27 protein-coding genes are annotated in these 26,092 nt (G+C 61.3%); 14 read left to right on the forward strand and 13 right to left on the reverse strand.

What is annotated here, in order from left to right; translation table 11 throughout:
* Nucleotides 1-43 precede the first annotated feature (43 nt).
* A complete protein-coding gene (locus ACRESH_RS08730) occupies nucleotides 44-1,138 on the reverse strand; it encodes a PLP-dependent cysteine synthase family protein (protein WP_431741609.1) in 1,095 nt (364 codons plus the stop codon).
* Nucleotides 1,139-1,357: 219 nt separating this feature from the next.
* On the opposite strand from ACRESH_RS08730, the gene nhaA reads away from it, so the two are divergent.
* Nucleotides 1,358-2,536: a Na+/H+ antiporter NhaA gene (gene nhaA / locus ACRESH_RS08735; RefSeq protein ID WP_431741610.1), complete on the forward strand. Its 1,179-nt coding sequence runs from the start codon at nucleotides 1,358-1,360 to the stop codon at nucleotides 2,534-2,536.
* Between the two features lie 68 nt (nucleotides 2,537-2,604).
* On the opposite strand, the gene ACRESH_RS08740 is transcribed toward nhaA, so the two are convergent.
* Complete coding sequence (locus tag ACRESH_RS08740) at nucleotides 2,605-3,069, reverse strand: glycine zipper 2TM domain-containing protein (protein ID WP_431741611.1); 465 nt, start codon at nucleotides 3,067-3,069, stop codon at nucleotides 2,605-2,607.
* Nucleotides 3,070-3,215: 146 nt separating this feature from the next.
* Here ACRESH_RS08740 and ACRESH_RS08745 point away from each other — a divergent pair, with 146 nt between their 5' ends.
* Nucleotides 3,216-3,452 (forward strand): hypothetical protein, encoded by a 237-nt coding sequence (locus ACRESH_RS08745; RefSeq protein WP_431741612.1) that lies wholly within the window; start codon nucleotides 3,216-3,218, stop codon nucleotides 3,450-3,452.
* On the opposite strand, the gene pdxH is transcribed toward ACRESH_RS08745, so the two are convergent.
* The 5 genes from pdxH to dinG all read right to left on the reverse strand — a co-directional run bounded on the left by pdxH (nucleotide 3,449) and on the right by dinG (nucleotide 10,949).
* Complete coding sequence (pdxH, locus tag ACRESH_RS08750; RefSeq protein ID WP_431741613.1) at nucleotides 3,449-4,096, reverse strand: pyridoxamine 5'-phosphate oxidase; 648 nt, start codon at nucleotides 4,094-4,096, stop codon at nucleotides 3,449-3,451. The two genes, ACRESH_RS08745 and pdxH, sit on opposite strands and share 4 nt — an antisense overlap.
* An 18-nt stretch (nucleotides 4,097-4,114) precedes the next feature.
* Nucleotides 4,115-5,071 (reverse strand): OmpA family protein, encoded by a 957-nt coding sequence (locus ACRESH_RS08755; RefSeq protein WP_431741614.1) that lies wholly within the window; start codon nucleotides 5,069-5,071, stop codon nucleotides 4,115-4,117.
* Between the two features lie 99 nt (nucleotides 5,072-5,170).
* Nucleotides 5,171-6,316 (reverse strand): serine hydrolase domain-containing protein, encoded by a 1,146-nt coding sequence (locus ACRESH_RS08760; protein ID WP_431741615.1) that lies wholly within the window; start codon nucleotides 6,314-6,316, stop codon nucleotides 5,171-5,173.
* A gap of 151 nt (nucleotides 6,317-6,467) precedes the next feature.
* Nucleotides 6,468-8,723, reverse strand: coding sequence for a beta-agarase (locus tag ACRESH_RS08765; protein ID WP_431741616.1), 2,256 nt, complete (start codon nucleotides 8,721-8,723; stop codon nucleotides 6,468-6,470).
* Between the two features lie 81 nt (nucleotides 8,724-8,804).
* Nucleotides 8,805-10,949 (reverse strand): ATP-dependent DNA helicase DinG, encoded by a 2,145-nt coding sequence (gene dinG, locus ACRESH_RS08770; RefSeq protein ID WP_431741617.1) that lies wholly within the window; start codon nucleotides 10,947-10,949, stop codon nucleotides 8,805-8,807.
* A gap of 97 nt (nucleotides 10,950-11,046) precedes the next feature.
* On the opposite strand from dinG, the gene ACRESH_RS08775 reads away from it, so the two are divergent.
* Nucleotides 11,047-11,511, forward strand: coding sequence for a CopD family protein (locus tag ACRESH_RS08775; protein WP_431741618.1), 465 nt, complete (start codon nucleotides 11,047-11,049; stop codon nucleotides 11,509-11,511).
* 95 nt (nucleotides 11,512-11,606) lie between these two features.
* On the opposite strand, the gene ACRESH_RS08780 is transcribed toward ACRESH_RS08775, so the two are convergent.
* From ACRESH_RS08780 to ACRESH_RS08795, 4 genes are all read right to left on the reverse strand, one after another.
* Entirely contained in the window at nucleotides 11,607-12,365 is a 759-nt protein-coding gene (locus ACRESH_RS08780) for a collagen-like protein (protein ID WP_431741619.1), read from the reverse strand.
* Nucleotides 12,358-12,633, reverse strand: coding sequence for a DUF1145 domain-containing protein (locus ACRESH_RS08785; protein ID WP_431741620.1), 276 nt, complete (start codon nucleotides 12,631-12,633; stop codon nucleotides 12,358-12,360). The genes ACRESH_RS08780 and ACRESH_RS08785 overlap by 8 nt, the downstream gene beginning before the upstream one ends.
* Before the next feature lie 94 nt (nucleotides 12,634-12,727).
* The gene (locus ACRESH_RS08790; protein WP_431741621.1) at nucleotides 12,728-13,438 is read right to left on the reverse strand and encodes an OmpA family protein; all 711 of its coding nucleotides are present in this window, start codon (nucleotides 13,436-13,438) and stop codon (nucleotides 12,728-12,730) included.
* Nucleotides 13,439-13,528: 90 nt separating this feature from the next.
* Nucleotides 13,529-14,221, reverse strand: a complete 693-nt coding sequence (locus ACRESH_RS08795; protein ID WP_431741622.1) for an OmpA family protein — start codon at nucleotides 14,219-14,221, stop codon at nucleotides 13,529-13,531.
* Nucleotides 14,222-14,381: 160 nt separating this feature from the next.
* Here ACRESH_RS08795 and ACRESH_RS08800 point away from each other — a divergent pair, with 160 nt between their 5' ends.
* From ACRESH_RS08800 to ACRESH_RS08850, 11 genes are all read left to right on the forward strand, one after another.
* A complete protein-coding gene (locus tag ACRESH_RS08800) occupies nucleotides 14,382-14,876 on the forward strand; it encodes a DUF6231 family protein (protein ID WP_431741623.1) in 495 nt (164 codons plus the stop codon).
* A gap of 4 nt (nucleotides 14,877-14,880) precedes the next feature.
* Nucleotides 14,881-15,357 (forward strand): YchJ family protein, encoded by a 477-nt coding sequence (locus ACRESH_RS08805; protein WP_431741624.1) that lies wholly within the window; start codon nucleotides 14,881-14,883, stop codon nucleotides 15,355-15,357.
* A gap of 5 nt (nucleotides 15,358-15,362) precedes the next feature.
* Nucleotides 15,363-15,833: an LEA type 2 family protein gene (locus ACRESH_RS08810; RefSeq protein WP_431741625.1), complete on the forward strand. Its 471-nt coding sequence runs from the start codon at nucleotides 15,363-15,365 to the stop codon at nucleotides 15,831-15,833.
* 6 nt (nucleotides 15,834-15,839) lie between these two features.
* Nucleotides 15,840-16,040, forward strand: coding sequence for an SEC-C metal-binding domain-containing protein (locus ACRESH_RS08815; RefSeq protein WP_038607838.1), 201 nt, complete (start codon nucleotides 15,840-15,842; stop codon nucleotides 16,038-16,040).
* 110 nt (nucleotides 16,041-16,150) lie between these two features.
* Nucleotides 16,151-18,592, forward strand: a complete 2,442-nt coding sequence (locus ACRESH_RS08820; RefSeq protein WP_431741626.1) for a penicillin acylase family protein — start codon at nucleotides 16,151-16,153, stop codon at nucleotides 18,590-18,592.
* 185 nt (nucleotides 18,593-18,777) lie between these two features.
* Nucleotides 18,778-20,826 carry a c-type cytochrome gene (locus ACRESH_RS08825; protein ID WP_431741627.1) on the forward strand — a complete coding sequence of 683 codons (2,049 nt, stop codon included), beginning with the start codon at nucleotides 18,778-18,780 and terminating at the stop codon, nucleotides 20,824-20,826.
* A 119-nt stretch (nucleotides 20,827-20,945) separates the two neighbouring features.
* Nucleotides 20,946-21,728 carry a transporter substrate-binding domain-containing protein gene (locus ACRESH_RS08830; protein WP_431741628.1) on the forward strand — a complete coding sequence of 261 codons (783 nt, stop codon included), beginning with the start codon at nucleotides 20,946-20,948 and terminating at the stop codon, nucleotides 21,726-21,728.
* Between the two features lie 60 nt (nucleotides 21,729-21,788).
* Nucleotides 21,789-22,517 carry an ABC transporter permease gene (locus ACRESH_RS08835; RefSeq protein ID WP_431741629.1) on the forward strand — a complete coding sequence of 243 codons (729 nt, stop codon included), beginning with the start codon at nucleotides 21,789-21,791 and terminating at the stop codon, nucleotides 22,515-22,517.
* The gene (locus ACRESH_RS08840; protein ID WP_431741630.1) at nucleotides 22,514-23,224 is read left to right on the forward strand and encodes an ABC transporter permease; all 711 of its coding nucleotides are present in this window, start codon (nucleotides 22,514-22,516) and stop codon (nucleotides 23,222-23,224) included. The genes ACRESH_RS08835 and ACRESH_RS08840 overlap by 4 nt, the downstream gene beginning before the upstream one ends.
* Before the next feature lie 7 nt (nucleotides 23,225-23,231).
* Entirely contained in the window at nucleotides 23,232-24,347 is a 1,116-nt protein-coding gene (locus tag ACRESH_RS08845) for a succinylglutamate desuccinylase/aspartoacylase family protein (RefSeq protein ID WP_431741631.1), read from the forward strand.
* Nucleotides 24,348-24,371: 24 nt separating this feature from the next.
* Nucleotides 24,372-25,136 (forward strand): ABC transporter ATP-binding protein, encoded by a 765-nt coding sequence (locus tag ACRESH_RS08850; RefSeq protein WP_431741632.1) that lies wholly within the window; start codon nucleotides 24,372-24,374, stop codon nucleotides 25,134-25,136.
* A 3-nt stretch (nucleotides 25,137-25,139) separates the two neighbouring features.
* Here the strand turns inward: ACRESH_RS08850 and ACRESH_RS08855 are convergent, their stop codons facing one another.
* Both ACRESH_RS08855 and dcd read right to left on the reverse strand, forming a co-directional pair.
* On the reverse strand, nucleotides 25,140-25,373 hold the full coding sequence (locus tag ACRESH_RS08855) for a hypothetical protein (RefSeq protein ID WP_431741633.1): 234 nt from the start codon (nucleotides 25,371-25,373) through the stop codon (nucleotides 25,140-25,142).
* Between the two features lie 99 nt (nucleotides 25,374-25,472).
* Entirely contained in the window at nucleotides 25,473-26,039 is a 567-nt protein-coding gene (gene dcd / locus ACRESH_RS08860) for a dCTP deaminase (protein WP_028943496.1), read from the reverse strand.
* Nucleotides 26,040-26,092: the final 53 nt, after the last annotated feature.

A 26,092-nucleotide genomic window follows, 5' to 3' on the forward strand; every position in this document is an offset into this window, starting at 1 on the left:
CTCCCACACCTGAAGTGGGAGCGGGCTTGCCCCGCGATGCGATTCAAATCCCCGCGCGCATTACCGTCTCAGGCAAGGCCTCGCCCTTCTCCACACAAGCTTTTACCGCCGCGATCAATCCCTGCAACTGATACCCCTGCCCCGCCAGCCAGTCCTGGTCGTAATAACTGGTCGCGTAGCGATCGCCCCCATCGCACAAGATCGCCACAATCGAACCCGACTCTCCTGCGTTTTGCATCTGCAGCGCCGCCATCAGCGCGCCGATCAGGTTTGTCCCGCTCGAACCCCCTACCCGCCGCCCGAGGCATTCAGCCAGATAGTGCATGGCCGCCAGCGACAGCGCATCCGGCACCTTGATCATCGCATCGATCACTTGTGGCAGGAACGAGGCCTCAACCCGTGGCCGACCAATCCCCTCGATCCGTGAGCCACAGTCCAGGCGCAAGCTACGGTCACCACTTTGGTAACTGTCGAAGAACACCGAATGCTCTGCATCGGCACAGAGCACCCGGGTGGCATGCTGGCGATAGCGAACATAGCGCCCAAGGGTAGCCGTAGTGCCGCCGGTGCCTGGGCTGGAGATCAGCCAGGCAGGTTCCGGATGCCGCTCAAAGCGCATCTGGGTAAAGATCGATTCGGCAATATTGTTGTTGGCGCGCCAGTCGGTTGCGCGCTCGGCATAGGTGAACTGGTCCATGAAGTGACCACCTGTTTCCCGCGCCAGGCGCTCAGACTCCGCATAGAGCTGGGTCGGGTCCTCCACCAGGTGACTCTGGCCACCGTAGAACGCAATCTGGGCAATCTTCTCTTGCGAGGTACTGGCCGGCACCACGGCAATGAAGGGTATTCCGAGCAGACGGGCAAAGTAGGCCTCGGATATTGCCGTCGAACCGCTGGACGCCTCGATCACTGGCGCCCCCGGACGCAACCAGCCATTACACAAGGCATACAGAAACAGCGACCGGGCCAGGCGGTGCTTGAGGCTCCCGGTGGGGTGACTGGACTCATCCTTGAAATACAGCTCAACCTCGGGAAAACCCAGCATGGGTAGCGGGATCAGGTGCGTGTCGGCACTGCGTTGGAAGTCGGCTTCGATGATGCGGATAGCTTCACGTGCCCACTGGCGGTGATCGTTCATGGTCCAGTCCCGAAAAATTCGACATACAGGGGAGCATGTTAAGAAAGTCCCTACATACCCGACAGGTACAGCCAGACAAAATATTCCCACTCAACTGCTAGGCTGCGGTAGCCGGGATCGTCACAGCTTATAACAAAAAAGAATATAGTTTTTGTTTTAATGCATATCATCACAGGGTAGGGTGTGCCCTTATCAGAACCCTCAGGATGGAGAGCGCCCTTGCTGCGTAGCACTTTCACACGTTTCTTTCAGTTGGAAGCTGCCAGCGGTCTATTACTGATTGCTGCAGCCGCCCTGGCTTTGATCATCAACAACTCGCCCTTATCGTACCTGTACAACGGCCTGCTGGATGTTCCTGTGGTCGCCCAGATCGGCGCGCTGAAAATCGCCAAGCCGTTGCTGCTGTGGATCAACGATGGGCTGATGGCCCTGTTCTTCCTGCTGATCGGCCTTGAGGTCAAGCGCGAGATCATCGAAGGCCATTTGTCCAAACCTTCGCAAATCGTCCTGCCCGGTGCTGCGGCCATCGGCGGTATGGTGGTGCCTGCCCTGGTCTACTGGTTCTTCAACAAGGACAACCCTGCCGCCGTCGCTGGCTGGGCCATCCCCATGGCCACTGACATCGCCTTTGCCCTGGGCGTGCTGGCACTGCTGGGCACACGTATACCGGTGTCGCTCAAGTTGTTCCTGATGACCCTGGCGATCATCGATGACCTGGGCGCAATCATTGTCATTGCCCTGTTCTACTCGGGCGAGCTATCGAGCCTGTCGCTGATGCTGGCCGCTGCCTGCTTGCTGGCCCTGATTGCCATGAACCGGCTCGGCGTGGTCAAACTCGGCCCGTACATGGTAATCGGCCTGATCCTCTGGGTCTGTGTGCTCAAGAGCGGCGTGCACGCTACGCTTGCCGGGGTCACCCTGGCGCTGTGTATCCCGTTGCGCACACGCAATGCCGAGTCCTCTCCCCTGCTGAGCCTGGAGCATGCCCTGCACCCCTGGGTGGCTTACGGCATCCTGCCGCTTTTCGCGTTCGCCAACGCTGGCGTTTCACTGGCCGGGGTCAATCTGGAAAGCTTCACCCACCACGTGCCCATGGGCATTGCCATCGGCCTGCTGTTGGGCAAGACCGTGGGTGTGTTCGGCCTCACCTGGATCGCGATCAAGCTTGGCCTCGCCGCCCTGCCCGCCGGCGCCAACTGGGGCCAGGTGCTGGGTGTGGCGATCCTCTGCGGCATTGGCTTTACCATGAGCCTGTTCGTCGGCTCGCTGGCTTTTGTTCCTGGCAGCAGCGAGTACGCCGGTATGGACCGCATGGGTATTCTCACCGGTTCCATCCTCGCAGCAGTGATTGGCTATGGCATCACCGCACTGGCGAGCCGCAAGGCAGCCGTCGCCTGATCCAGCCCAGGCAGTAAAAAACCCCGACTGGCACTGCCGAGTCGGGGTTTTTTATTGATGCTGAAGTATCAGTGGGTGACCCGGCTGGTACCGTCAACGGTCATGATACGGACACGCTCGCCGACGCGGAAAATCTCGTTTTCCTGGACCGCCTGCACATAGGCACGCATGCTGCCGTCTTCTTCACGCACGGTAATCTCGACGCCTTGAGTGCGGGTCAGACCTTCTTCAGCAGCGGAACCCGCCAGGCCACCGGCCACGGCACCAATGACCGCGGCAACAATGCTGCCGCGTCCACCACCAATGGCACTGCCCGCTACACCACCGACAACGGCGCCAGCACCACCACCGATAGGCGTTTTAGTGCCTTCGATTTTCACCGGCCGCAACGACTCGATGGTCCCCATGCGCACGGTTTGTACGCGGCGAGCTTCGTCGCGCGAGTAGGAGTCACCGGTCAGGCTCGAGGCACAGCCACTGAGCAGCAGCGACATCGTGGTGAAGCTGGCAACCAGCAAAACAGATTTACGCATGGGATGATCTCCATAAGACAGGTGTTCATTAGACTCCGCGCATTGACGACTGTCACGACAGATGCGGGGTAAAATTGCTTCCATTCAGCTTCCATACAGCCTGTGTCATCGATGCAGCCTGAAAAACGTTTAGCGCAAGGATAGACATGGATTACTTCATCGTCGTCATTACGACTCTGGCAGGGCTGTATTTTCACGGGTGGCTGTACGTGCGCATCCGCCGCTGGATGGACCGCGACCTGGCGCTTTCACTGGCCGGCGCGGACGCAGGCAAGAAAGCCTACATGCTTGAATGTCTGGACAACGCCAAGGCGCAAAAGGTCAAACGCGCCGAGCTGGCGACCTGGTTGGAACGCCAGGCCGCCGGCTACCAGGCCGATTAAGGCGCCAGGCGCTCGCGCAACCAGGCACCTTGTTGCAGACGGTAATTGAGGCGGTCATGCAGGCGGCTGGCACGCCCTTGCCAGAACTCGATGCGCTCTGGCAACAGACGATAACCTCCCCAATGCTCCGGGCAATGCGGCTGGGTATCACTGAAACGCTGTTCGGTGGACTTGACCAATCCCTCCAGCTCAGCACGATCAGCAATCACCTGACTCTGCGGCGAAGCCCAAGCGCCCAGGCGGCTACCCAACGGACGTACCTGGTAGTACTCATCCGACTCCTCGGCCGTAACCTTGACTACCTTGCCTTCGATCCGCACCTGACGCTCCAGGGCCGGCCAGAAGAACGTCATGGCCGCAAACGGATTGACCTGCAGCTGCTGTCCCTTGGCACTGTCGTAGTTGGTGAAGAAGGTGAAACCTTGCTCATCAAGCCCCTTGAGCAAGAGGATCCGACAGTGCGGACGACCATCAGCATCCACCGTTGCCAAGGTCATGGCGTTAGCCTCCACCGGCGGCTGTTCGGTCTTCAGCGCATCATCGAACCATTGGCGAAACAACGCGAAAGGCTCGTCCGGGGCCTGGGCTTCTGCCAGGCCATCCCGGGTGTAATCGCGGCGCATATCAGCCAGGGTCTTGGTCATTGCTGCGTTCCTTGACGATCAGTTGGTCTTCGCAGGGCTAGCGTTAGCAGCCACTTTCTTGGCCGCTGGCGCAGGCTTTTTAGCCGCAGCTTTAGCTGCCGGGGCTTTCTTCTTGGCCGGGGCGGCTTTTTTGCTGGCGTTGGCTTTTTTCACCGGTGCCTTGGCGGCAGGCTTCACCGCTGCCTTGACCGGGGCTTTGGCATCTTGCACTGCGACCAGCTCGGCCGGGCTCGGCGTCGGCTGCTTGTACTTGGCGAGCAAGGCGACCATGGTGTTTTGCGGGGTCAGGACCAGTTCCACCCGACGATTCAGGGCACGCCCTTGCAGACTGTCATTGGCCGCACGCGGCATTTCCGAGCCCATGCCGCGCAGCATCAGGCGATCACGCTCCAGGCCGCTGAGGCGGAAGATCGCGGCAATCGACTGCGCACGCTCCTGGCTGAGTTTCTGGTTACCGGCGGCGGCGCCGCTGGTGTCGGCATGACCCAGAACCAAAACGGCGGTCTGCTTGTCGGTTTCTACCGCTTTGGCCACGCGGGTGATCGGCCCCAGCGTGACAGGCAGGAGCATGGCCGGACGATCAGGGTTATAGGAGCTGTCCACCGGCACGGTGACTACCAGCACGTCTTCACGGCGCTCCAGTTCGAACTTGCTGTCCTTGATGGCTTCACGCAGGCGCGGTTCGTAGCTGTCGAGCCAGGCCTGGGTGGCCTTGTGGTCAATCTTCGGCACGGCCGCTGTCTTTGCCTTGTCACTCTCGCCGAACGGCCACCACCAGCGGCTGCTACTGTCGGACTTGGCATCGGCCTTGGCGACTTTCTCGGCAACCACCTGCTTCACTTCCTGGTCGGCAACCTTGTCCGAACCGAAGGGCCACCAGTCGATCCCGCTGTCGGCTGCGCCTTTCTGAGAATGCTGCGCGCAACCGGTCATGGCCAGGCACAGGGCGAGGGCTAAGGTTTTATGTGAAGACATCAAGGATACACCATGAAAATGAAAGAAATTCTGCCCAATTGTGCTAATCGTTTGAATCCAGAATAGACAAAGGGTTCAGGTAACATCGGGGTTAACCGATCAAAGGCAAGTTGCCAGGACGCGCACAAGCTTCTGCGCGCGAGGGTCCATCAACACATAAGGGCCCAGAGTATTGGTGACAAATCCAAAGGCCACATCGTACTCCGGATCAGCAAAACCAACCGATCCTCCGGCGCCTGGATGACCAAAGGCCTTGCTGCCCAGACCAAAGGTGGCATTGGCCACTGTCGGCTGGTCGAGCATGCAACCCAAGCCGAAGCGGGTCTGGGTCAACAGTGTCCTGTCTTCGCCCAGGCTGTGTTCACGGGTCAGTTCATCGAGCAGTTCGGACTCCAGCAGGCTGCCGTCGAGCAAACCAGCATAGAAACCGGCCAGGCTACGGGCGTTGCCGTGACCGTTGGCTGCCGGTTGTTGCATTCGTCGCCACTCGGGTTTGTTGGTGCTGGTGAGCATTCCCGGCGGGTTGGTAAAGGCACGGGTGGACAGCGCCTGGGGCTCACGCAGGGTTACCTGGAGCAGACGCTGAGCGGCTTCATCGCCCATGTTGCCCTTGCCTCGGGCGATATGCGCAACCCGGTAAAACTCCTCATCGGCCAGGCCGATGTGAAAGTCCAGGCCCAAGGGGCGAGCCGTACGAGCGACGATGGCATCGCCAGGATTGCGACCGTCAGCACGACGAATCAACTCACCAATCAGCCAACCGTAGGTGATAGCCGCATAGCCATGTGCCGTGCCGGGCGTCCACCAGGGTGCCTCGGCAGCTAGTGCCTGGACCATGGTTTGCCAATCGTAAAAGGCTTCTGCGGGCATGAGCTGGCGAAGCGCGGGCACCCCGGCGCGATGGCTGAGCAACTGGCGCAGGGTAATCGTCTGCTTGTCAGCCTGGGCAAACTCCGGCCAATAACGCGCAACGGGAACATCCAGGGCCAGCTTGCCCTCTCCCACCAGTTGCAAGGCGGCCACGGCGGTGAGCATCTTGGTACAGGAAAACAGGTTGGCAATGGTGTCGCTGTGCCAAGCCTCGACACCGTCCTTGTCGGCGGTACCGGACCAGAGGTCCACGACAGTCTCCCCGCCGACCTGAATGCATAGCGCTGCGCCACGCTCCTGGGGATCGTCGAACAGCGCGGCAAAGGCTTCGCGCACGGCTTCGAACTTAAGCTCGTAATGACCCTGAATCTGCACCCAGCCGCTCCCCGCGCCCACCGCTATCGAAAATGGCGTGCATTGTTTCAGCCTGCGAAGGTTTTGGGAACAGACAGTGGTCAGGCAGTCGTCTCGCCCGGCAGCCTGGCGACCTGATGCTGTTATCGCGCATCAAGCCGCCAAGTCACTGCTACTGGGCTTTTGAGGACTTTTCAGTGACGAGTGTCTTAGCGATCTGCTCCTGGGTTTGCAGATTGCTCTTACGCACGCTGTCGACAAATCCCTGGAACGGCACGTCGGTGATTCCCACCAGACCAAAGTGACCGTTCTCTCCATCCAGCAAGCGGCCGCTGGCAGGCTGGTCCAGGTACTGGAACCAGTGCACGCCGACAATCGACGGTTCAGCCAGCGCCGCCTTGACGAAGGCAGCATAGGCCGGGCCCCGCGCTTCTTCCTTGGCCACTTCCATCGGGCCTGGCCAGAACGGCCCGCGGTCACGCGAACCGAACTGGAATTCCGATACCAGCACCGGCTTGTCCAAGGCATTGAGCTGGCTGAAGTCGTAGCCGTTCTGGGGTTTGGGTGTGTAGAAGTTGAAACTCAGGACATCACAGAACTCGGCACAGGCTGCCACCGCTTCAGGCGTGCTGACAGCGTAGCGGCCTCCCAACAACAAGTGATTGGGCGCATGCCACTTGAGCGAATCAGCGATGGTCTTGAAGTAGGTTTCGGCAAAGACCTTCTGGAAGTATTTGAAGTCGGCTTCGATCTCAGGATAGTCGGCGCTCGGCAGCGGCGGCTCGAAACCAGGATCTTCCATCAACTCCCAGGCTGGCAGGTCGATTCCCCAGGCTTTGGACAACCCGGCCTGGTTGCGGTATTTGTCGCGCAACTGCTTGAGAAAAGCGCGCTTGGCCGGCACGTCAGTGGTCAAGCGCAAGGTACCGTAGGCCAGGGCGTAACGGGCCTTGGGATCATCACCCGGAGCGGCCCAGGCCAGTTCGTTGTCGGCGAAATAGCCGATCAACCATGGATCATCACGGTGGTCACGGGTAGCGATGGCCACGGCACGCTCGGTGGCCATGGCAAAGCGCGGGTCGAACGGGTCGGGCATCCGGCCCCACCAGTCCATACCCGTGCTGATGCTGGCGTAGTCGCCGACAATCGACAAAGGCAGGGTGTAAGGCAGGCGGTTGGCCTGTCCCAAAGCGGGTTCGCTCCAGTTGCCCAGGGTATTGAAGCCCCAGGCCTGCAGACGGTCGAGGGTATGCCCCTGCCAACGCTGAAGGTCCAGAACCACTGCCGGGCATTCCACGGCCGCCATGGTGCTGGTCGCGGCGACCGGGATACAGGGTTTGCCATGGCTACGCTCAAGGTTGGCGGCATAGAAGTCGAACCAGCGCCCCTGCTTGAAATTACGACCACTGGACGAGCCATTGCCGTCGTTGTTGTTACCCTCGCCATAGAACTGCGCCAGTGGCTCGCCTGCTTGCGGCAGTGCAGTAAACATCGACTCGCGCCCGGCAACGTAGGTCCGGCCACCGTCGGCTGCCACGGTGTTGACGCCCAGCGAATAGAACGGATGGCCTTCAGGGGTGACCAGGTACCAGCGCCCGTCACGTTTTTCGGTACGGAAGAAGCCCTTGGCATCGAAACTTGGCCCTGTGGTCACACCGCCAAACTTGTCGCGCGGCAACTGGCTGCGCTCGGCCAACCAGCCCTTGAGTTGCTGTTGCTCACGGGTCGCAGCAGCCTTGAGCTGGTCATCGCTGACAATCTTTTCCGGCCAGCGGCCACGTGTGGACTGGCCATAGCCATCGATCAAGCCGGTATACACAGCCTTTTGCAACTGGTCGTCATCCTGGATGCCAACGCGTTCAATCATTAGACTCTGGGCGACATTGGGCTTGTTCATCGACAAGGTCACCGACACCACTTGCTTCAAGTCCACCTCACCGCTGCTGCTGGTCAGCACCCAGCGCTGGCCTTCATGCACCCAGGGCATCGGTGGCCCGGCACGCATGCCCTGGCTCAGCGGCGAGCTGGCCGTGAGCGGCACCAGCACCGTCTGCGCCGGTCCTGCTGGCAGGTCGATACGACTGCTGAGGGTCTTGCCGTCGCTGCTTAACACCGTGACATCCACGGTCAGGGGCCAGTCCATGCCACTTTGCAGGCGCAAGGTCATGGCCGTGGCTGCGGACCAGTCCCAGGTGCCGGTTTGCGGGCTCAATTGCAGGTTTGGCCGCTGCACCGGGTTGAACACCACACGACGCAATACCTCGCCCTCGGCCGTCTGTTCTGCGTTGTATTGCGGCAAGCTGGCATCTTCGGTCACCACGTTGACCACGGCGGCCGGGCGCACGAAGCTGAACAGCGTCTGTTGCCCGGCCAGCAGCGGTGTGCTGAACAACAGTGCGAAGACAGCAGGCAAGGTACGGCGAATCATAGGGCTGGAGCTCTCCTTGAGGGCCCTTGCGGGCCTTGAACTGAGTCATAGACAACGCCCCGGCGCATTGATCCCCGGGGGTCAGGAAATTTCCCGTCGAAACGGCGGCAACGCATTGAGAATAGCCTTGCCGTAGCGCTGGGTGACCACACGTCGATCCAGCAGGGTGATGGTGCCGCGGTCTTCTTCGGTACGCAGCAGGCGACCGCAGGCCTGGATCAGGCGCAAGGAGGCGTCCGGCACGGCGATTTCCATGAACGGATTGCCTCCACGCGCTTCGATCCACTCGGCCAGGGCCGCCTCGACCGGATCATCCGGCACCGCGAAGGGGATCTTGGCGATCACCACGTGCTCACAGTAGGCACCCGGCAAGTCAACCCCTTCGGCAAAGCTCGCCAGACCGAACAGTACGCTGGAATCGCCGCCATCGACTCTTGCCTTGTGCTTGTTCAGGGTTTCCTGCTTGGACAGGTTGCCCTGGATGAACACCTGCTTGCGCCAGTCCCGATCCAGACCATCGAACACGTCCTGCATCTGCTTACGCGAAGAGAACAGCACCAGAGAACCACGCGATCCCTCAACCAGGTCAGGCAGATCACGAATGATCGCCGCCGTGTGGGCAGCGGCATCCCGGGGATCGGCGCGCAGGTCCGGCACGCGCAACACGCCGGCATCGACATGATGGAAGGGGCTGGGCACAACACTGGTGACAGCCGTCTTGGGCAGCCCGGCGCGCATACGGAAACGATCGAACTTGCCCAGCGCGGTCAGCGTTGCCGAGGTAACCAGCGCGCCATGGGCAACGTTCCACAAATTGCGCCGTAACATCTCGGCCGCCAGGATCGGGCTTGCGTTGACCTCGATGTCGAACAGCGCCCCGCTCTCCGCCAGAGTCAACCAGCGGGCCATGGGTGGACTGTCCTCAGGATCTTCAGCAGTGAAGGCGGTCCACAATTCCCAGTTACCCTGGGCGCGCATCAACAGGCTGCCGAACAGCGGGTACCATTCTTCGGCCTGATGGCTGGCGATGCCGATATTCACCTCGGCATCCATACCTTCCTTGAGCAACTCGGTCAGGCGGGTGAACAGATCCGTCAGGCGTGAGAAGCCCTTTTTCAGCTCGACGCCCATCTCGCGCATGTGCTCGGGCACCACGCCGCCCTCGAAGCGGTGACGCGGCCGCTCGCGGCCTTCGGTATCTTCACCGGGACGGAAATCAGCCACCTGCTCACAGGCGCTGAACATGAACTGTTGTTGCGCCTTGATCTCCCGAGCCAGTTCCGGCACCTGCTCGATCAGCTTGCCCAGATCCCCTGGCAAGGGGTGCTGGGCCAGCAGCTTGGTCAGGTTCTTGGCGGTTTGCTCGAGCCAGTCGGCGGTAGAGCGCAGGCGAGTGTAGTGAGCGAAATGGCCAATGGCCTTGTCCGGCAGGTGATGGCCTTCGTCGAATACATAGATGGTGTCGCGCGGATCAGGCAATACTGCACCACCGCCCAGGGCCAGGTCGGCCAGGACCATATCGTGGTTGGTGACGATGACATCGACCTTGCCCATGCCCTCACGGGCCTTGTAGAAGGTGCACTGGCCAAAATTCGGGCAATGGCGCCCGGTGCACTGGCTATGGTCGGTGGTCAGACGAGCCCAGTCCTGGTCTTCCAGGGCCTGGGGCCAGCTGTCACGGTCGCCGTCCCAACGGTTGCCGGCGAGCTTCTCGATCATGCTGGTGAACAACTTCTGGCTGGCCTCGTCAACCTCGATCCTGAAGCCTTCCTCTTCGAACAACTGCGCGGTGGCCGATTGTGCGTGGCCTTCCTGCAGCAACAGGTCGAGCTTGGACAGGCACAAATAGCGACCACGGCCCTTGGCCAGGGCGAAGCTGAAATTCAGGCCGCTGTTGCGCATCAGGTCGGGCAGGTCCTTGAAGACGATCTGCTCCTGCAGGGCCACCGTGGCAGTGGCGATCACCAGCCGCTTGCCAGCGGCCTTGGCGGCTGGAATCGAGGCCAGGCTATAGGCAACCGTCTTGCCGGTACCGGTACCGGCCTCGACCGCCACCACGGCGGGCTCACCGGCACGTCGACCTTCATCGTCGCAGTCGATATCGCCAAGCACCTTGGCCACTTCGGCAATCATCAGGCGCTGGCCGTAGCGAGGCTTGAGGCTCTTGGCTTCGAGAAAACGCGAATAGGCGCCCTGAATCGTGGTTTTGAGTTCGTTGCTGATCATGGTGTCAGGGCGCCCGAAGGGCTGGATAAATTTTCAGTGTTTCGATTGGGTCGCTATCATACCCCGCTATTGCCCTTTGCGCCGAATGGAGATCCTGATGAGCGCCTTTGCCCTTCCTTATAGCCTGCACGTCCTGGCCGCCCTGGTATGGGTCGGCGGGATGTTCTTCGCCTGGCTGATCCTGCGGCCTGCGGCGGTTGCAGCCCTTCAAGGGCCTGACCGTCTACGCCTCTGGGTAGAAGTGTTTCAGCGTTTTTTCGTGTGGGTCTGGGTCGCGATCGCGGTCCTGGCGATCAGCGGCATAGGCATGCTGCACCTGCGTTTCGCCGGCTTCGACGCGGCGCCACGCTATGTGCAAGTGATGATGGGCGGCGCCATCGCCATGATCGCACTGTTCATTCGTGTCCAGTCATTGCTGCTGCCGGAACTGCGCAAAGCGGTGCAAGCGCAAGACTGGCCGACGGGCGCGGCGGTGCTGGGCAAGATTCGCCGCCTGGTGGGTATTAATTTGTTGCTCGGCATCTCAGTAGTGCTGGTAGCGACTACGCGCCTGATGATGTGATTACTAATACCCTGCAAGTTCGGGGTTGCCCGGATAGCGACCGCTTCGCAGTCGATCGCAGGCTATCGCCAGCGCCCACAGATCGACAGTTGCACCTACAAGCGCTGCAGAATCAGCTCACCTGTAGTCCCTGCCAACCCTGGCTGGCCGGGAACTCCAGGCTTCCCGGGCTTACCCGCCGCCGTACGATAAACCAGACAGCCTTTGCTTACGCCCCCCGCTCCCGGCTTGCCAGCAGCGCCGGCCACGCCTGGTGCCCCGCCGTCGAGCTGCACCTTGATCCGCTCAGCGGGAAAGCCTGCTGGCAACGCCAACCGAACCCGACCACCGGCCGCACCGTCATGCCCATCGCCACCATTGTCACCGTTGGCACCGCGACTTGCCTGGCCCCACGTGCATCCGCCGGCTTTGCCATTGGCACCATCGAGCCCGACATACCCCGGCGCACCGGCCCCTCCTCGGGCATCAATAGCCAGCAACGGCGCCTGTACGGCATGCAACTGCAAATCAAGATCACGTCCGGCCTTTGCAGCGCGCTCATACGTACCCGGAGCACCACGTGCGGCGATCTGGCTACCTTCCCCCAACTGCGCTCGCGCCACATCCACCCGCAACGTGCTCTCTGCAGGCGCAATCGCTATACGTGCTTCCTGCCCCAGCCGCAGCTCGTCCACCTTCAACTCGACCAGACTGGCCGGCAGCAACAGCGTTGCAGCATCAGCGACTTCAAGGCGCTGCAAGTGCACGACACTGGATTTGTTCGGCAAACGCAGCACCGAGTGCGGCGCAACACTGATCGACTCAGCCAACGCCAAGGGGCTGAACAACGCCACCAGCAAAACCAACTTACGCATGAGCACTCTCCTGGCGTGGCGCCGGAATCGAAAGGACATGAAAGATACCGACCAGCAGGATTTGCAAGCGGTCAAACCAGCGATGACTACGCCCGCGCAAGCAGCCATTGAAAAACAGCACTTCCAGCAGGTGCAAACCGAACAGCGCCGCACCGGCCAGACCGATCAAACGATTGAAGGGGAACTCCTGGGGAATCAGCAGATTCACTAGCACCACCCACCAGAACACCACCGTCAAAGCCTTGCCCAGCGCCAGTAAACCCTTCATGCGCGCCCCTGCTGTTATTGTTGGTAGGCGATGCCAACGCAATGACATCACCTGCAACAGTAACGGCTGGCACTGCTGCGCACCAGATGCTTGATCAATTGAGGTGCAGTTCTACCCTGCGGTTTTGCGCGCGCCCGGCGTCGGTCTCATTGTCGGCAATGGCTTCGCTCTCGCCGCGGCCCTGGCTGGTCACTTTCGACGGTGTCAGTCCCTGACTGATCAGGTATTCGGCGACGCTGCTGGCTCGCCGCTCGGAAAGCCCCTGGTTATAGGCATCGGTGCCTTGGCTATCGGTATGACCGATCACCTTGACGCTGACCACACTGGGCGCATTGAGCTTACTCATCAACGCCTGCAACTGGGTGTGGGCGCTGCTGGTCAGTTCGGCAGAGTCAAAGGCGAACATGACCAAGCCCTGGTCATTCAAGGTGATGACTTCAGACACGACCGCCGCTTTTTCTGCCACCGGATACTGAGGTAACGGGCAGCCCGTGTGGCTGACCGGCGTGTTGACCGGAGTGTCCGGACAACGATCGCGGCGATCAAATACGCTATCCTCATCCTCGTCACCATCCTGGGTATAGCAGATCAGGCCGCCGGCAATGGCCCCGGCAGCGCCGGCACCGGCCGCCCAGGCAGAACTTTCGATTGCCCCCAGTCCGCCCCCTACCAGACCACCAAGCAGGCTGCAGATAGGCCAGGTCCTTTGATTGAGTGTTGCACTGCCATCACTGTGGGTGGCGCAACCGGAGAGCAGGCTTGCAGCCACCAACACCGGCACTGCGGCCTTGGAGAGTACACTCATGGGAATTGCTCCTGTGTCACCGGCGTCTACCGGTCACACAGGAGTAAAGACTGGCCTGCGGCACTTCTCAAGCCGCAGGCCGCTTGTGCTTCAGCGCTCGATGCGAATCTCCACACGGCGGTTCATTGCCCGGCCTCCAGCGGTCGCATTGTCGGCTTCCGGCCGCGACTCGCCTGCTCCCTGCACCGAGACAAAACTGGCTTGCGGCACACCGCTGCTGATCAGGTAGTCGGTGACCGACTGGGCACGTTGCTCCGAGAGTTTCTGGTTATAGGCATCGCGGCCGACGCTGTCGGTGTGTCCGGTCACGCTCAGCCTGGCCGTTGACGCCTCGTTTTTCAGACGGGTCGCGATGGTGCTCAGGCGCTCCTTGTCTGCAGGTGTCAGCCTGGCAGAGTCGAACTCGAAGTGAACATCGCGAATCACGATGACCTCTTCCTTGACCACGACCACTTCTTCGACCACCGGCGCCGGCTCAGGTGGGCAGCCATTGGCATCGACCTGTACGCCACGCGGGGTACCCGGGCACTTGTCACGGCTGTCCGGCACGCCATCGCCGTCTTCATCGCCATCGCCATGGGCCCAGCAGTAGCCCGCCGCCATGCCCGCGCCAAGCAACGCGCCCCAGCCAGCCCAGCTCGAGCTTTCTATGGCGCCCAGGGCTGCGCCGCCTACACCCCCGACGGCAGCACATTTCGGCCAGTCGGTTTTTTGCAAACCTGCACAACCAGTCAACACACTGGTTAGCAGAACCAGAGGTAATGCTGTGCGTACTATGCTCATTTTGTTGCACCTCCTAGGGGGAATCGGTTCAAAACCGATGCTCTGGGAGTAAAGACCGCGCACACCATCTCCGCCAGCAATAAGCCATGATGCGGCCGTCAGCCACTATGCCTGAGGGCCCGAGATCGTTAGTCTTGACGCATCTGACCGAGGATTCCCGATGATTGACGGATTTTCCCAACGAACGCCACAACAAGCCCTGGCGGCGCTGCTTGAACGCTATACCCCGCAACGCCTGCTGCTGGTCGGTACGCGTTTCCCAGCCCTGGAAGCCTTTGCCCAGGCGCACCCGCAGGTCGAGATTGCCCAGGCCCAACCGGGTCCCCTGCCTGAGCATTTGGCAGCTCAGCGCTTTGACCTGGCCTTGCTGGTCGATTGCCTGGAGCATCTGCCCAAGCGCAAGGGCCTGGAATTGCTCGGTGGCATCCGCAACCTCAATGCCAGCCGCGTGGCGGTGCTGGCCGACCTGAGCGCCTGTGGCTGGCAAGACACCGATTTCTTCGCCTTGGCCCTGCAGGCCAACGAAAAGTTTCAGCGCGATGATCAGGTACTGAGCCTGTTCACCTATGATCTACGTGAATACAAACAGGTCCCGGACTGGCTGAATGCCAAGTTCTGGGCCAATCCGCAAAATTTTGGCAAGTACTGGTGGTGAAACAATGAGTGTCTCGGTTTGTCCCTGCGGCAGCGGTAACCTGCTCGACGCCTGTTGCGGACACTATCACGCCGGGCATCCGGCCCCCGACGCGCAGACCCTGATGCGTTCACGGTACAGCGCCTACGTGCTGGGGCTGATTGACTACCTGGTGCAAACCACCCTGCCCGTACAACAAGCCGGCCTTGACCGCGCCGCGATTGCCGCCTGGAGCGCGCAAAGCACCTGGCTGGGCCTTGAAGTGGAAAGCGCCGAAGTATTCGGCGGCAAGCCCGAGCATGCCTTCGTCACCTTCACTGCCCGCTGGCACGACAATGACGGCGAACATAGCCACCGTGAGCGTTCGGCCTTTGTGCAAAATGACGGGCACTGGTATTTCATCGACCCGACAGTCGGCCTGAAGGCCGGGCGCAACGATGCCTGCCCCTGCGCCAGCGGGCAGAAATTCAAGAAGTGCTGTGCCAGTTACCTGGGGAGCTAACGCCAATGACCCGTCTGTTGCTGTTCAGCTTTCTGATACTGCAACTGACCGGGTGTGCCAGTTGGTTGAGCAGTGACTACCGCGACCCCGAGGTTCACCTGGTCAAGGTCGAAGCGGTCAAGGTGCGTCTGCTGGAACAAGAATTCGTCCTTCATATACGCGTCGACAACCCCAACGACGGACGCTTGTTCATCCGCAACCTGAGTTATGCCGTGCGCCTGAACGATCTGTTACTGGCCGAGGGCGAGGAAAGCCTTTGGCGCAGTGTCGGCGGACATGCCCGGCGAACCTTCAAAATCCCCGTGCGCACCAACCTCTGGCAACAGCTCAAACCGCTGGCGAAAATGCTCAGAAACACCGATCGCCCCTTGCGCTACCGCCTCGATGGCGAGCTCAACAGCGGATTAATCTTCACCCGCGAACTGCACTTATCGCGCAGTGGTGAGATAATTCCCGGCGATCTTTTACCGGAGTAACCCGCAATGACCCAACAACCCCATGTCCATGGCCCTGACTGCAACCACGATCATGATCATCACGACCATGACCACGGCCATGTTCACGGTCCGCACTGCAACCACGGCCACCAGGAGCCGGTGCGCAACGCCCTGAAGGACGTCGGCCGCAACGATCCGTGCCCGTGCGGTAGCAACAAGAAGTTCAAGAAGTGCCACGGGGCCTGATAACCGCGTCTTAACAGCCTGGAAAATAAAGGCTGTGCCCCGCTTGCATGGCGTGGTCGGGCTCACTAACGTAGCGCCTTTTAGACGCCACGCCCTGCAGGAGCCCAACCATGGCCGCGCCAGCCTTTCCCCCTTTTCTCCCCCGGTTCGGCGTAGCCGCAGCGATGTTCGGCTTGCTTGCCCTGGGCGGCTGCCAGATGGGCGGCTATCGCGACAGCGTGCCACCGGTCAGCGGCGTGCAACCGCTCAAGGGCCTGGCCCAGAACGTGTCAGTAAGGCGCAATGCCCAAGGCATGCCGTTGATCGAAAGCAGCAACTTCCACGACGCCCTGTTCGCGCTGGGCTATGTGCATGCCGGCGACCGCATTGAGCAAATGGTCGGCATGCGCTTGTTGGCCCAGGGTCGTCTGGCCGAGATAGCGGGCCCTGATGTCCTGGAAGTCGACCGCCTGATGCGCGGCGCCAACCTGAAACAGACCGCCAACCAGCTCTACGCCGATGCCTCACCACGACTCAAGCGCTTCTTTGAAGTCTATGCCCGTGGCGTCAACGCCTACCTGTTCCGTTACCGCGACCGGCTACCGGCGCCCTTGGCTCAAACCGGCTACCGTGCGGAGTACTGGAAGCCTGAAGACTCGGCGTTGATCTTCACCCTGTACAACTTCAGCCAGTCGGTCAACCTGCAGGAAGAGCTCGCCGCCTTGACCCTGGCGCAGAAAGTCGGCAGCGACAAACTGCCCTGGCTGTTGCCCAGCTACCCCGACGAGCCCCTGCCAATGGCCGAGGCTGACAAGCTCAAGGGTCTGAACCTGGCTAGCCAACTGGCCGGGCTGGCACCCTTGACCGCTGCCAGCGAGCAACTGGCGGCCTTGAATCTGCTGGGCACAGCCGGTTCCAGCAACTGGGCCATTGCCCCGCAACGCAGCCGTAGCGGCAAGAGCCTGCTGGCCAGCGACACCCTGGGTGCCTGGGCCATGACCCCGGTGCAGATTCGGACGCCCAAGTACCAGGCCGCCGGTGTATCGATTGCCGGCCTACCGCTGCTGCTCTCCGGGTACAACGGCAAGCTGGCCTGGAGTGCCAGCGCGGTCATGGCCGATAACCAGGACCTGTACCTGGAGCGGCTCAAGCGTGAAGGCAGCCGCCTGATGTACCAGGCCGACGGCAAATGGCTACCGGCCCTGGCGCGCAACGAGACCTTCTTCATCAAGGGCCAGCGCCCACAGCGCGAAACCCTGTACGACACCCGTCATGGCACCTTGCTCGGACAGGCGCAGAACGCCAGCCTGGGCCTGGCCTTGCAATTGCCCCAGCTCAAGGGTGACAAAAGCCTGGACGCGTTCTTCAACCTGTCACGGGCGCAGAACGTCGAGCGCGCCTTCGACAACACCCGGGAGATCGGCGCCGCAGCGCTGAACTTGGTCTTCGCCGACGCCAGCAACATCGGCTGGCAGGTCAGCGGGCGCTTCCCCAATCGTCGCGAAGGCCAAGGGCTGTTGCCCTCGCCGGGCTGGGAGGGACGCTATGACTGGGATGGCTATGCCGACCCGATGCTCCACCCTTACGACCAGGATCCGCTCCAGGGCTGGCTCGGCAATGCCAACCAGCGCAGCGTGCCCAAAGGCTATGGCATGCAGTTATCCAACAGCTGGTACTACCCCGAGCGCGCCGAACGCCTGGGGCAGCTGGCTGCTAACGGCAAGCATGACAGCCGCAGCCTGATCACCATGCAAAACGATCAGACCACGCTGTTCGCCGGCAAACTCAAGCAGATGCTCGAAGCGCCCGGCATGGCCCAACCGCTCAAACAGGCAATCGAAGCCTTGCCAAGCGAGCAGCGTACCAAGGCCCGCGAAGCCTACACTCGCCTGATGGCCTTCGATGGTCGACTGAGCACCACCTCGGCCGACGCCGCCCTGTATGAACTGTTCCTGCAGGAAAGCGCGAAACAGACCTTCCTCGATGAGCTGGGCCCGGAAAACTCGGCGAGCTGGCAGGCCTTTGTCGGCAATGCGCGGTTGTCATACTCGGCTCAGGCCGACCATTTGCTGGGTCGTGAAGACAGCCCGTTCTGGGATGACCTGCGCACCGCGCAGAAAGAAGACAAACCGGCGATCCTCGCCCGCAGCCTGGCCGCTGCGGTCAGTGCCGGTGAAGCGCAACTGGGCAACGACCGTCGGGCCTGGCAATGGGGCAAGCTGCACCAGTTGCGCTGGCCGACGCCGACCTTCCATGGCCTGGGTGACGCCGTCAACCGTGGCCCCCAGGCCAGTGGCGGCGACCACAGCACCCTGAACCTTACAGCGTATGCCTGGGGCAAGGACTTCAACGCCCAACTGGCGCCATCCCTACGCATGGTGGTGGACTTCGGCCAGATCGAACCGCTGCAACTGCAGAGCAGCAGCGGCCAGTCCGGCAACCCGGCCAGCCCACACTTTGCCGATGGTCTGGATGCCTGGTTCAAGGGCCGTTACATGAGCTTGCCTCTGCAACCGCAGAACTTCGATCGCGCCTACGGTAGCAAGCGGCTGACGCTGGTACCTGGCAAGTAACCTCCACGCTCCCCGCAGCCGGTGCAATGCCGGCTGCGCTGATCCATATCAACTGTTGCCGCCAACAATTCCTCTACAACGAAACTGGGACGAGCTTCGTCCCCAGTGCTGCCTGATGAACCATAAAAACGATTGCAACCTGCGCCCAAGGGATCACCCAGGCCCGGTGACTAAAGGAATATGCAATGGCTTCTGTACTTTCACGCCTGGCCCTGTGCGCCACGACGTTGCTGCTGATCCCCGTCCTTCACGCCAGTGAGCCAACAACGGCAGCGGCTGAGCCTGCCAACAAGCCTCTGCTCGAACGTGGCCAATACGTTGCCCAACTCGGTGACTGCATTGCTTGCCACACAGCCCCGCAAGGTCCGCCCATGGCCGGTGGGCTACAGCTGAAGACGCCCATGGGCACCCTCTACTCAAGCAACATCACCCCCGACCCGGAGACCGGTATCGGTCGTTACAGCTTCGAACAGTTTGACAAGGCCATGCGCGAAGGGGTGAGTGCCGACGGCACCCATCTGTATCCAGCCATGCCTTACCCGTCCTACGCAAAAATGAGCGAAGAGGACATGCGCGCGCTCTACGCCTACCTGATGCAAGGGGTAACGCCAATCAGCCAGTCCAACCAGGCCGCCGACATGAGCTGGCCATTCAACATGCGCTGGGGACTGGCGTTGTGGAACTGGGCTTTTGTCGACAACCAGCCGTTCGACCCCGACCCGAACCGCGACCCGCTCATCAACCGCGGCGCTTATCTGGTGCAGGGTCTGGGCCACTGTGGCGCTTGTCATACCCCGCGAGGCCTCGCCTTTCAGGAAAAGGCCATGAGTGACGCCGGTAGCGGCGGCAAGCACTTCCTCGCCGGGGAAACCGTGGAGCACTGGCGCGCCCTGAGCCTGCGCAATCTGTGGACGGTTCCAGACACAGTTCAACTGCTCAAAACCGGGCAAAACCGCTTCGCCACGGTCTCCGGGAACATGGCTGCTGTGATTCACCACAGCACTCAGCACTTCAGCGATACCGACCTGACAGCCATCGCCAGCTACCTCAAATCCTTGCCACCGAGCGATAACGACCTGCCTATGCCAGCCGTTGCACTGACGCCGGCCGCGCCACCGGCCGATCTGTTCAGCAGCCGTGGTGGCCTGGGCTACACCCAGTTTTGCAGCGACTGCCACCGCAGCGATGGTGCAGGCGTGCCAGGCATTTTTCCACCACTGGCCGGCAATCCGAGCATTGCCTCCAGCGACCCGACGTCCCTCCTGCACATCACCCTGACCGGCTGGGAAACTGCGCAGACCGCCAGCCATTCGCGGGTCTACACCATGCCCGGTTTCGCGCGTTTAGCGGATCAGGAAATCGCCGAGATCCTCAGTTTCGTGCGCAGCCGCTGGGGCAACGACAGTTCGGCAGTCACCCCAGAGCAAGTGAAAAAACTGCGTGGCCAGCTCAACCCGCAGACCACCGACTCCACAGCCTTCGAGACCCCGCGTCTGGCCGACTTGCTCGCCGCCGCCAACGCCGACCAGGTAATCCGCGGCATGCGCCTGCACCTGCAGACCAAAGCACTGCTGCCGGACAACGTCGGCAATGCACTGAACTGCACCAGTTGTCACCTCAACGCCGGCACCGTCGCCGACGGTTCGCCCTTTGTTGGAGTGTCAGCCTTTTTCCCCGGCTACGCGCCGCGGGCCGGCAAGATCATTACTCTGGAAGAGCGCATCAACGGCTGCTTCCGGCGTTCCATGAATGGCAAACCGATTCCGCCGCAATCAGCAGACATGCAGGCCATGGTCGCCTACTTCGAGTGGATGAAGAACAACACCCAGCCCGGCGACAAGGTAGCCGGACGCGGAGTTGGCAAGATCGATCCAGCGATCAAGCCTGACCTTGCCAATGGCGAGCAGGTATATGTCAAGCAGTGCGCGGTGTGCCATGGCGCCAACGGCGAAGGTCTGAGTCGCGAGGATGGCAGCCTGGTGTTCCCCCCACTTTGGGGCGATCAATCCTTCAACATCGGCGCCGGCATGGCTCGCACCTACACCGCTGCGGCGTTCGTCAAACGCAACATGCCTATCGGTTTTCATGAACGCTTTCCCCTGGGTCAGGGCGGTCTGAGCGATCAGGAAGCGGTGGATGTTGCTGCCTGGTTCTCGCAACAACCACGGCCGGACTTCCCGGACAAGGTCAAGGACTGGCCCAACGGCGGCAAGCCGGTGGATGCGCGGTACTGACATCGCGGGGCAAGCCCGCTCCTACAACATGGTGTGAAAATTGCTGTCATTGTGATGTCGGGCACTGACCGGTAACGGCTCAGTGCCACCCTACTAGGTTGCGAATCCAGGGACACACAATGAAAAAAGCATGGCTGACGTTTTCTGCACTTGCGCTGTGTCTGGCTGCGGGCAATGCCCTGGCCAAGGAATACAAGGAACTGCGCTTCGGCGTCGATCCGTCGTATGCCCCGTTTGAATCCAAAGCTGCCGATGGCAGCCTGGTGGGCTTCGACATCGACCTGGGCAACGCCATCTGCGCCGAACTGAAGGTCAAATGCAAATGGGTCGAGAGCGATTTCGACGGCATGATCCCGGGGCTCAAAGCCAACAAGTTCGACGGGGTGATCTCATCCATGACCGTCACTCCAGCGCGCGAGAAGGTCATCGACTTCTCCAACGAACTGTTCTCCGGCCCGACTTCGCTGGTGTACAAAAAAGGTTCAGGGCTGAGCGCTGATCCGGCTTCGCTCAAGGGCAAGACGGTCGGCTATGAGCAAGGCACTATCCAGGAGGTCTACGCCAAAGCCGTGCTGGATAAGGCCGGGGTCAAGACCCAGGCCTACCAGAACCAGGACCAGGTCTATGCCGACCTGACCTCCGGCCGTCTGGACGCCTCGATCCAGGACATGCTCCAGGCTGAACTGGGCTTTCTCAAGTCGCCCCAGGGCGCAGGCTATGAAGTCAGCGCACCGGTAGAAAGCGAACTGCTACCGTCCAAGACCGCCGTGGGTATCAAAAAAGGTAACAAAGAGCTCCAGGACCTGATCAACAAAGGTATCAAAGCGTTACACGATGACGGCACCTACGCCCAGATCCAGAAAAAACACTTCGGTGCTCTGAACCTCTACAGCGGCAAGTAACGGGTAGGAGCGGCGGTGCGACTTGCCCCGCTCCCACAGTTCCTGGCATAGGTTGCTTACATGTTCGAAGACCTGCTGCAGTACCTGGGACTCTCGGCATTCAGCCTGAAGGGCTTCGGCCCCTTGCTACTGCAGGGCACCTGGATGACCATCAAATTATCCCTCATGTCGCTGCTGCTCAGCGTTGGCCTGGGCCTGCTCGGCGCCAGCGCCAAGCTTTCGCCAGCGCGCCCGCTGCGCCTGATCGCCCAGGCCTACACCACGCTGATTCGCGGCGTGCCCGACCTGGTGCTGATGTTGCTGATTTTCTACACCCTGCAAACCTGGCTGACCATTCTGACCGACTACATGGAATGGGAATACATCGAGATCGACCCGTTCGCCGCAGGTGTCATTACCCTGGGGTTCATCTACGGCGCCTACTTTACCGAGACCTTCCGCGGCGCGATCCTTGCCGTACCCCGCGGTCAGGTCGAGGCCGCCACCGCCTATGGCCTCAAACGCCTGCAGCGCTTTCGCTTCGTGGTCTTCCCGCAAATGATGCGCTACGCCCTGCCCGGCATCGGCAACAACTGGATGGTCATGCTCAAGGCCACTGCCCTGGTATCGATCATCGGCCTGGCCGACTTGGTCAAGGCCGCCCAGGACGCAGGCAAAAGCAGCTATCAACTGTTCTATTTCCTGATGGTCGCAGCGTTCATCTATCTGCTCATTACCAGCGCCTCGAACATCGCCCTGCGCTGGCTGGAACGACGCTATAACGTCGGCACCCGGGAGGCCGTCCGATGATCGAACTGCTGCAGGAATACTGGCGCGCGTTTCTCTATACCGATGGCACGCATATCACCGGCCTGGCCATGACCATGTGGCTGCTCAGCGCTGCGCTGGCGATCGGCTTCGTGGCCTCGATACCGCTGTCCATCGCCCGCGTCTCGCCGCGCTTCTGGATCCGCTGGCCAGTGCAGTTTTACACCTACCTGTTCCGCGGCACACCGCTGTATATCCAGCTGCTGATCTTCTACACCGGGATCTACAGCCTGGCTGCAGTGCGTGCACAACCGTTGCTCGACAGTTTCTTTCGTGACGCGATGAACTGCACCATCCTCGCCTTCGCCCTGAACACCTGTGCCTACACCACGGAAATCTTCGCCGGAGCGATCCGCAGCATGAACCATGGTGAAGTGGAGGCGGCCAAAGCTTATGGCCTGCGCGGCTGGAAACTTTATGCTTATCTCATCATGCCGTCGGCGCTGCGGCGCTCGTTGCCCTACTACAGCAACGAAGTGATCCTGATGCTGCACTCCACCACGGTTGCCTTCACCGCAACCGTGCCGGATGTTCTCAAGGTCGCCCGCGACGCCAACTCGGCCACGTTTCTGACCTTCCAGTCATTCGGTATCGCCGCACTGATCTACCTGTGCGTGACCTTTGCGCTGGTTGGCCTGTTCCGCCTCGCCGAACGGCGCTGGCTGGCTTTTCTAGGACCGACTCACTAGGACTGATATGCATCACTCGACCCACGACATTCTGGCACCGGTTCCCGGTATCGCCCGCCAGATCCACAGCTTTCATTTCGGCCCACGAGGCGCCGGCAAGATCTACATTCAGGCCTCGCTGCACGCCGACGAACTGCCCGGCATGCTGGTGGCCTGGCACCTCAAGCAACGCCTGGGCGACCTCGAAGCCCAGGGTTTGCTGCATCGCGAGATCGTACTGGTGCCGATTGCCAACCCGGTCGGCCTGGAACAGGTGCTGCTGGATATGCCGCTGGGCCGCTTCGAGCTGCAGAGCGGCGAGAATTTCAACCGCAACTTTGTCGACCTCAGCGACCTGATCGGCGACCAGATCGAAGCCCAGCTCAACCAGGACCCGGCGCACAATCTCACCCTGATCCGCGAATGCCTGCACCGCGCCCTGGACGCCCAACCGGCGCACACGCCGCTGCAGTCGCAACGCCTGACCCTGCAACGACTGGCCTGCGATGCCGAGATGGTGCTGGACCTGCATTGCGACTTCGAGGCCGTGGCCCACCTGTACACGACCCCCGAGGCCTGGCCGCAGGTCGAGCCGCTGTCGCGCTACCTCGGTGCCCAGGCCAGCCTGCTGGCCACCGATTCGGGCGGACAATCCTTCGACGAGTGCTTCACCCTGGTCTGGTGGCAGCTGCAGCAGCGTTTCGGCAAGCAGTTCCCGATCCCCCAGGGCAGCGTCTCGGTTACGGTCGAGTTGCGCGGCCAGGGCGATGTCAGCCACCCGCTGGCGGAGCAGGACTGCGCGGCGATTATCGCCTACCTGACCCATTACGGCGCCATCGAAGGCCAAGCAGCCACCCTTCCTGCGCTGGCATACCCGGCAACCCCGCTGGCGGGTGTGGAGCCTGTGAGCACACCGTTGGGCGGCCTACTGGTGTTTCACGTCAAACCGGGCCAGTACCTGGAGGCTGACCAGTTGATCGCCGAGGTCATCGACCCGCTCAGTGACCGGGTGACCCCGGTGCGCAACACCCAGGCCGGCCTCATGTATGCCCGCTCACTACGGCGCATGGCCACGGCCGGCATGGTTATCGCTCATGTGGCCGGCCGCCAGCCCTACCGCAGCGGCTATCTGTTATCGCCTTGAGTCGTCACCGTTGAGAACATGCGCATGTACAAACTGACCATCGAAGACCTGCACAAGCGCTACGGCGAGCACCATGTGCTCAAGGGTGTCTCGCTCAAGGCGAAGACGGGAGACGTGATCTGCCTGATCGGCGCCAGCGGCTCGGGCAAGAGTACCTTCCTGCGCTGTATAAACTTTCTCGAACAACCCAACGAGGGCAGCATGACCCTCGATGGCAAGCCGGTGCATATGACCCATGACCACCTCGGTCTGCGGGTCACCGACCCGGACGAACTGCAGCGCCTGCGCACGCGCCTGGCCATGGTCTTCCAGCACTTCAACCTGTGGAGTCACTTGAGCGTGCTGGACAACATCAGCATGGCGCCAAGACGGGTTCTGGGCGTCAGCAAGCAGGAAGCCGAAGCCCGCGCCCGGCGTTACCTGGACAAGGTCGGCCTGGCCGCCCGCGTGGCCGAGCAGTACCCGGCATTCCTCTCCGGTGGGCAGCAACAGCGCGTGGCCATTGCCCGGGCCCTGGCCATGGAACCGGAAGTCATGCTGTTCGACGAGCCGACCTCGGCGCTGGACCCGGAGCTGGTCGGGGAAGTGTTACGAGTGATTCAAGGCCTGGCCGAAGAAGGTCGGACCATGATCATGGTGACCCACGAAATGGCCTTCGCGCGCAAAGTTGCGACCCAGGTCATGTTCCTTCATCAGGGCCTGGTCGAGGAGCAAGGGCCACCCGCCGAAGTACTCGGAAATCCGAAAAGCGAACGCCTGCGTCAGTTCTTGAGCGGCAACCTGAAGTAATCCTCAGGCGACGGGCGCAGGAGGTGGTTCATCCGGCAAGGTCGGTTCACCCGGCTCCATGGGCTGGGTTTCGCCCGGTTGCGGACTATCGGGGGTGTCCGGATCGGGTTGACCGGGCACGCCACCGGCCTGGGCGATGTGCGGATGCGGATGGGCCAGCAGCGTCCAGGCCAGTACTCCGACGTGATTGGGCTGCAACACGGCCAGCTTGGCGCTGATGGTCGGGTCGAGTTTCATGGGCGGCTCCTTGGCAAAGTTCGCCAGGCCTGTTGCCTGGCGAAACAGTTCACTGCATTGGAGTCCGCAGGGAGCAAGGAATTCCCTCGCTTTGTCGGCTCAGGTGCGTGGCAGGGTGACGCCGCGCTGGCCCTGATACTTGCCACCACGGTCCTTGTAGGACACTTCGCACTCTTCATCGGATTCAAGGAAGAGCATCTGCGCCACGCCTTCATTGGCATAGATTTTCGCCGGCAAGGTGGTGGTGTTGGAGAACTCCAGGGTCACGTGCCCTTCCCACTCGGGTTCCAACGGGGTGACATTGACGATGATGCCGCAACGGGCGTAGGTGCTTTTACCCAGGCAGATGGTCAGGACGTTACGCGGAATACGGAAGTACTCCACGGTGCGGGCCAGGGCGAAGGAATTCGGCGGGATAATACAGACGTCGCTCTTGACGTCGACAAAGCTGCCGGCGTCGAAGTTCTTCGGATCGACGGTCGCCGAATTGATGTTGGTAAACACCTTGAACTCGTCGGCGCAGCGTACGTCGTAGCCGTAGCTGGAGACACCGAAGGAGATCAGCCGGTTGTCGCTCTCGCCGCGCACCTGGCGCTCGACGAACGGCTCGATCATGCCGTGTTCCTGCGCCATGCGGCGAATCCACTTGTCCGATTTGATGCTCATGGCGGGTGTCCTGAAGTAACGAGGTGAAGAAATTCTGTGGCGCATCTTACCGG

This window comes from Pseudomonas sp. (assembly GCF_050739775.1).
GTDB lineage: Bacteria > Pseudomonadota > Gammaproteobacteria > Pseudomonadales > Pseudomonadaceae > Aquipseudomonas.

Coding starts and splice junctions, on each gene's coding strand:
- ACRESH_RS08730 (WP_431741609.1), bottom strand. CDS start 1,138: ATGAACGATCACCGCCAGTGGGCACGTGAAGCTATCCGCATCATCGAA.
- ACRESH_RS08740 (WP_431741611.1), bottom strand. CDS start 3,069: ATGCGTAAATCTGTTTTGCTGGTTGCCAGCTTCACCACGATGTCGCTG.
- ACRESH_RS08745 (WP_431741612.1), top strand. CDS start 3,216: ATGGATTACTTCATCGTCGTCATTACGACTCTGGCAGGGCTGTATTTT.
- pdxH (WP_431741613.1), bottom strand. CDS start 4,096: ATGACCAAGACCCTGGCTGATATGCGCCGCGATTACACCCGGGATGGC.
- ACRESH_RS08755 (WP_431741614.1), bottom strand. CDS start 5,071: ATGTCTTCACATAAAACCTTAGCCCTCGCCCTGTGCCTGGCCATGACC.
- ACRESH_RS08765 (WP_431741616.1), bottom strand. CDS start 8,723: ATGATTCGCCGTACCTTGCCTGCTGTCTTCGCACTGTTGTTCAGCACA.
- dinG (WP_431741617.1), bottom strand. CDS start 10,949: ATGATCAGCAACGAACTCAAAACCACGATTCAGGGCGCCTATTCGCGT.
- ACRESH_RS08775 (WP_431741618.1), top strand. CDS start 11,047: ATGAGCGCCTTTGCCCTTCCTTATAGCCTGCACGTCCTGGCCGCCCTG.
- ACRESH_RS08780 (WP_431741619.1), bottom strand. CDS start 12,365: ATGCGTAAGTTGGTTTTGCTGGTGGCGTTGTTCAGCCCCTTGGCGTTG.
- ACRESH_RS08785 (WP_431741620.1), bottom strand. CDS start 12,633: ATGAAGGGTTTACTGGCGCTGGGCAAGGCTTTGACGGTGGTGTTCTGG.
- ACRESH_RS08790 (WP_431741621.1), bottom strand. CDS start 13,438: ATGAGTGTACTCTCCAAGGCCGCAGTGCCGGTGTTGGTGGCTGCAAGC.
- ACRESH_RS08795 (WP_431741622.1), bottom strand. CDS start 14,221: ATGAGCATAGTACGCACAGCATTACCTCTGGTTCTGCTAACCAGTGTG.
- ACRESH_RS08800 (WP_431741623.1), top strand. CDS start 14,382: ATGATTGACGGATTTTCCCAACGAACGCCACAACAAGCCCTGGCGGCG.
- ACRESH_RS08805 (WP_431741624.1), top strand. CDS start 14,881: ATGAGTGTCTCGGTTTGTCCCTGCGGCAGCGGTAACCTGCTCGACGCC.
- ACRESH_RS08810 (WP_431741625.1), top strand. CDS start 15,363: ATGACCCGTCTGTTGCTGTTCAGCTTTCTGATACTGCAACTGACCGGG.
- ACRESH_RS08815 (WP_038607838.1), top strand. CDS start 15,840: ATGACCCAACAACCCCATGTCCATGGCCCTGACTGCAACCACGATCAT.
- ACRESH_RS08820 (WP_431741626.1), top strand. CDS start 16,151: ATGGCCGCGCCAGCCTTTCCCCCTTTTCTCCCCCGGTTCGGCGTAGCC.
- ACRESH_RS08825 (WP_431741627.1), top strand. CDS start 18,778: ATGGCTTCTGTACTTTCACGCCTGGCCCTGTGCGCCACGACGTTGCTG.
- ACRESH_RS08830 (WP_431741628.1), top strand. CDS start 20,946: ATGAAAAAAGCATGGCTGACGTTTTCTGCACTTGCGCTGTGTCTGGCT.
- ACRESH_RS08835 (WP_431741629.1), top strand. CDS start 21,789: ATGTTCGAAGACCTGCTGCAGTACCTGGGACTCTCGGCATTCAGCCTG.
- ACRESH_RS08840 (WP_431741630.1), top strand. CDS start 22,514: ATGATCGAACTGCTGCAGGAATACTGGCGCGCGTTTCTCTATACCGAT.
- ACRESH_RS08845 (WP_431741631.1), top strand. CDS start 23,232: ATGCATCACTCGACCCACGACATTCTGGCACCGGTTCCCGGTATCGCC.
- ACRESH_RS08850 (WP_431741632.1), top strand. CDS start 24,372: ATGTACAAACTGACCATCGAAGACCTGCACAAGCGCTACGGCGAGCAC.
- ACRESH_RS08855 (WP_431741633.1), bottom strand. CDS start 25,373: ATGAAACTCGACCCGACCATCAGCGCCAAGCTGGCCGTGTTGCAGCCC.
- dcd (WP_028943496.1), bottom strand. CDS start 26,039: ATGAGCATCAAATCGGACAAGTGGATTCGCCGCATGGCGCAGGAACAC.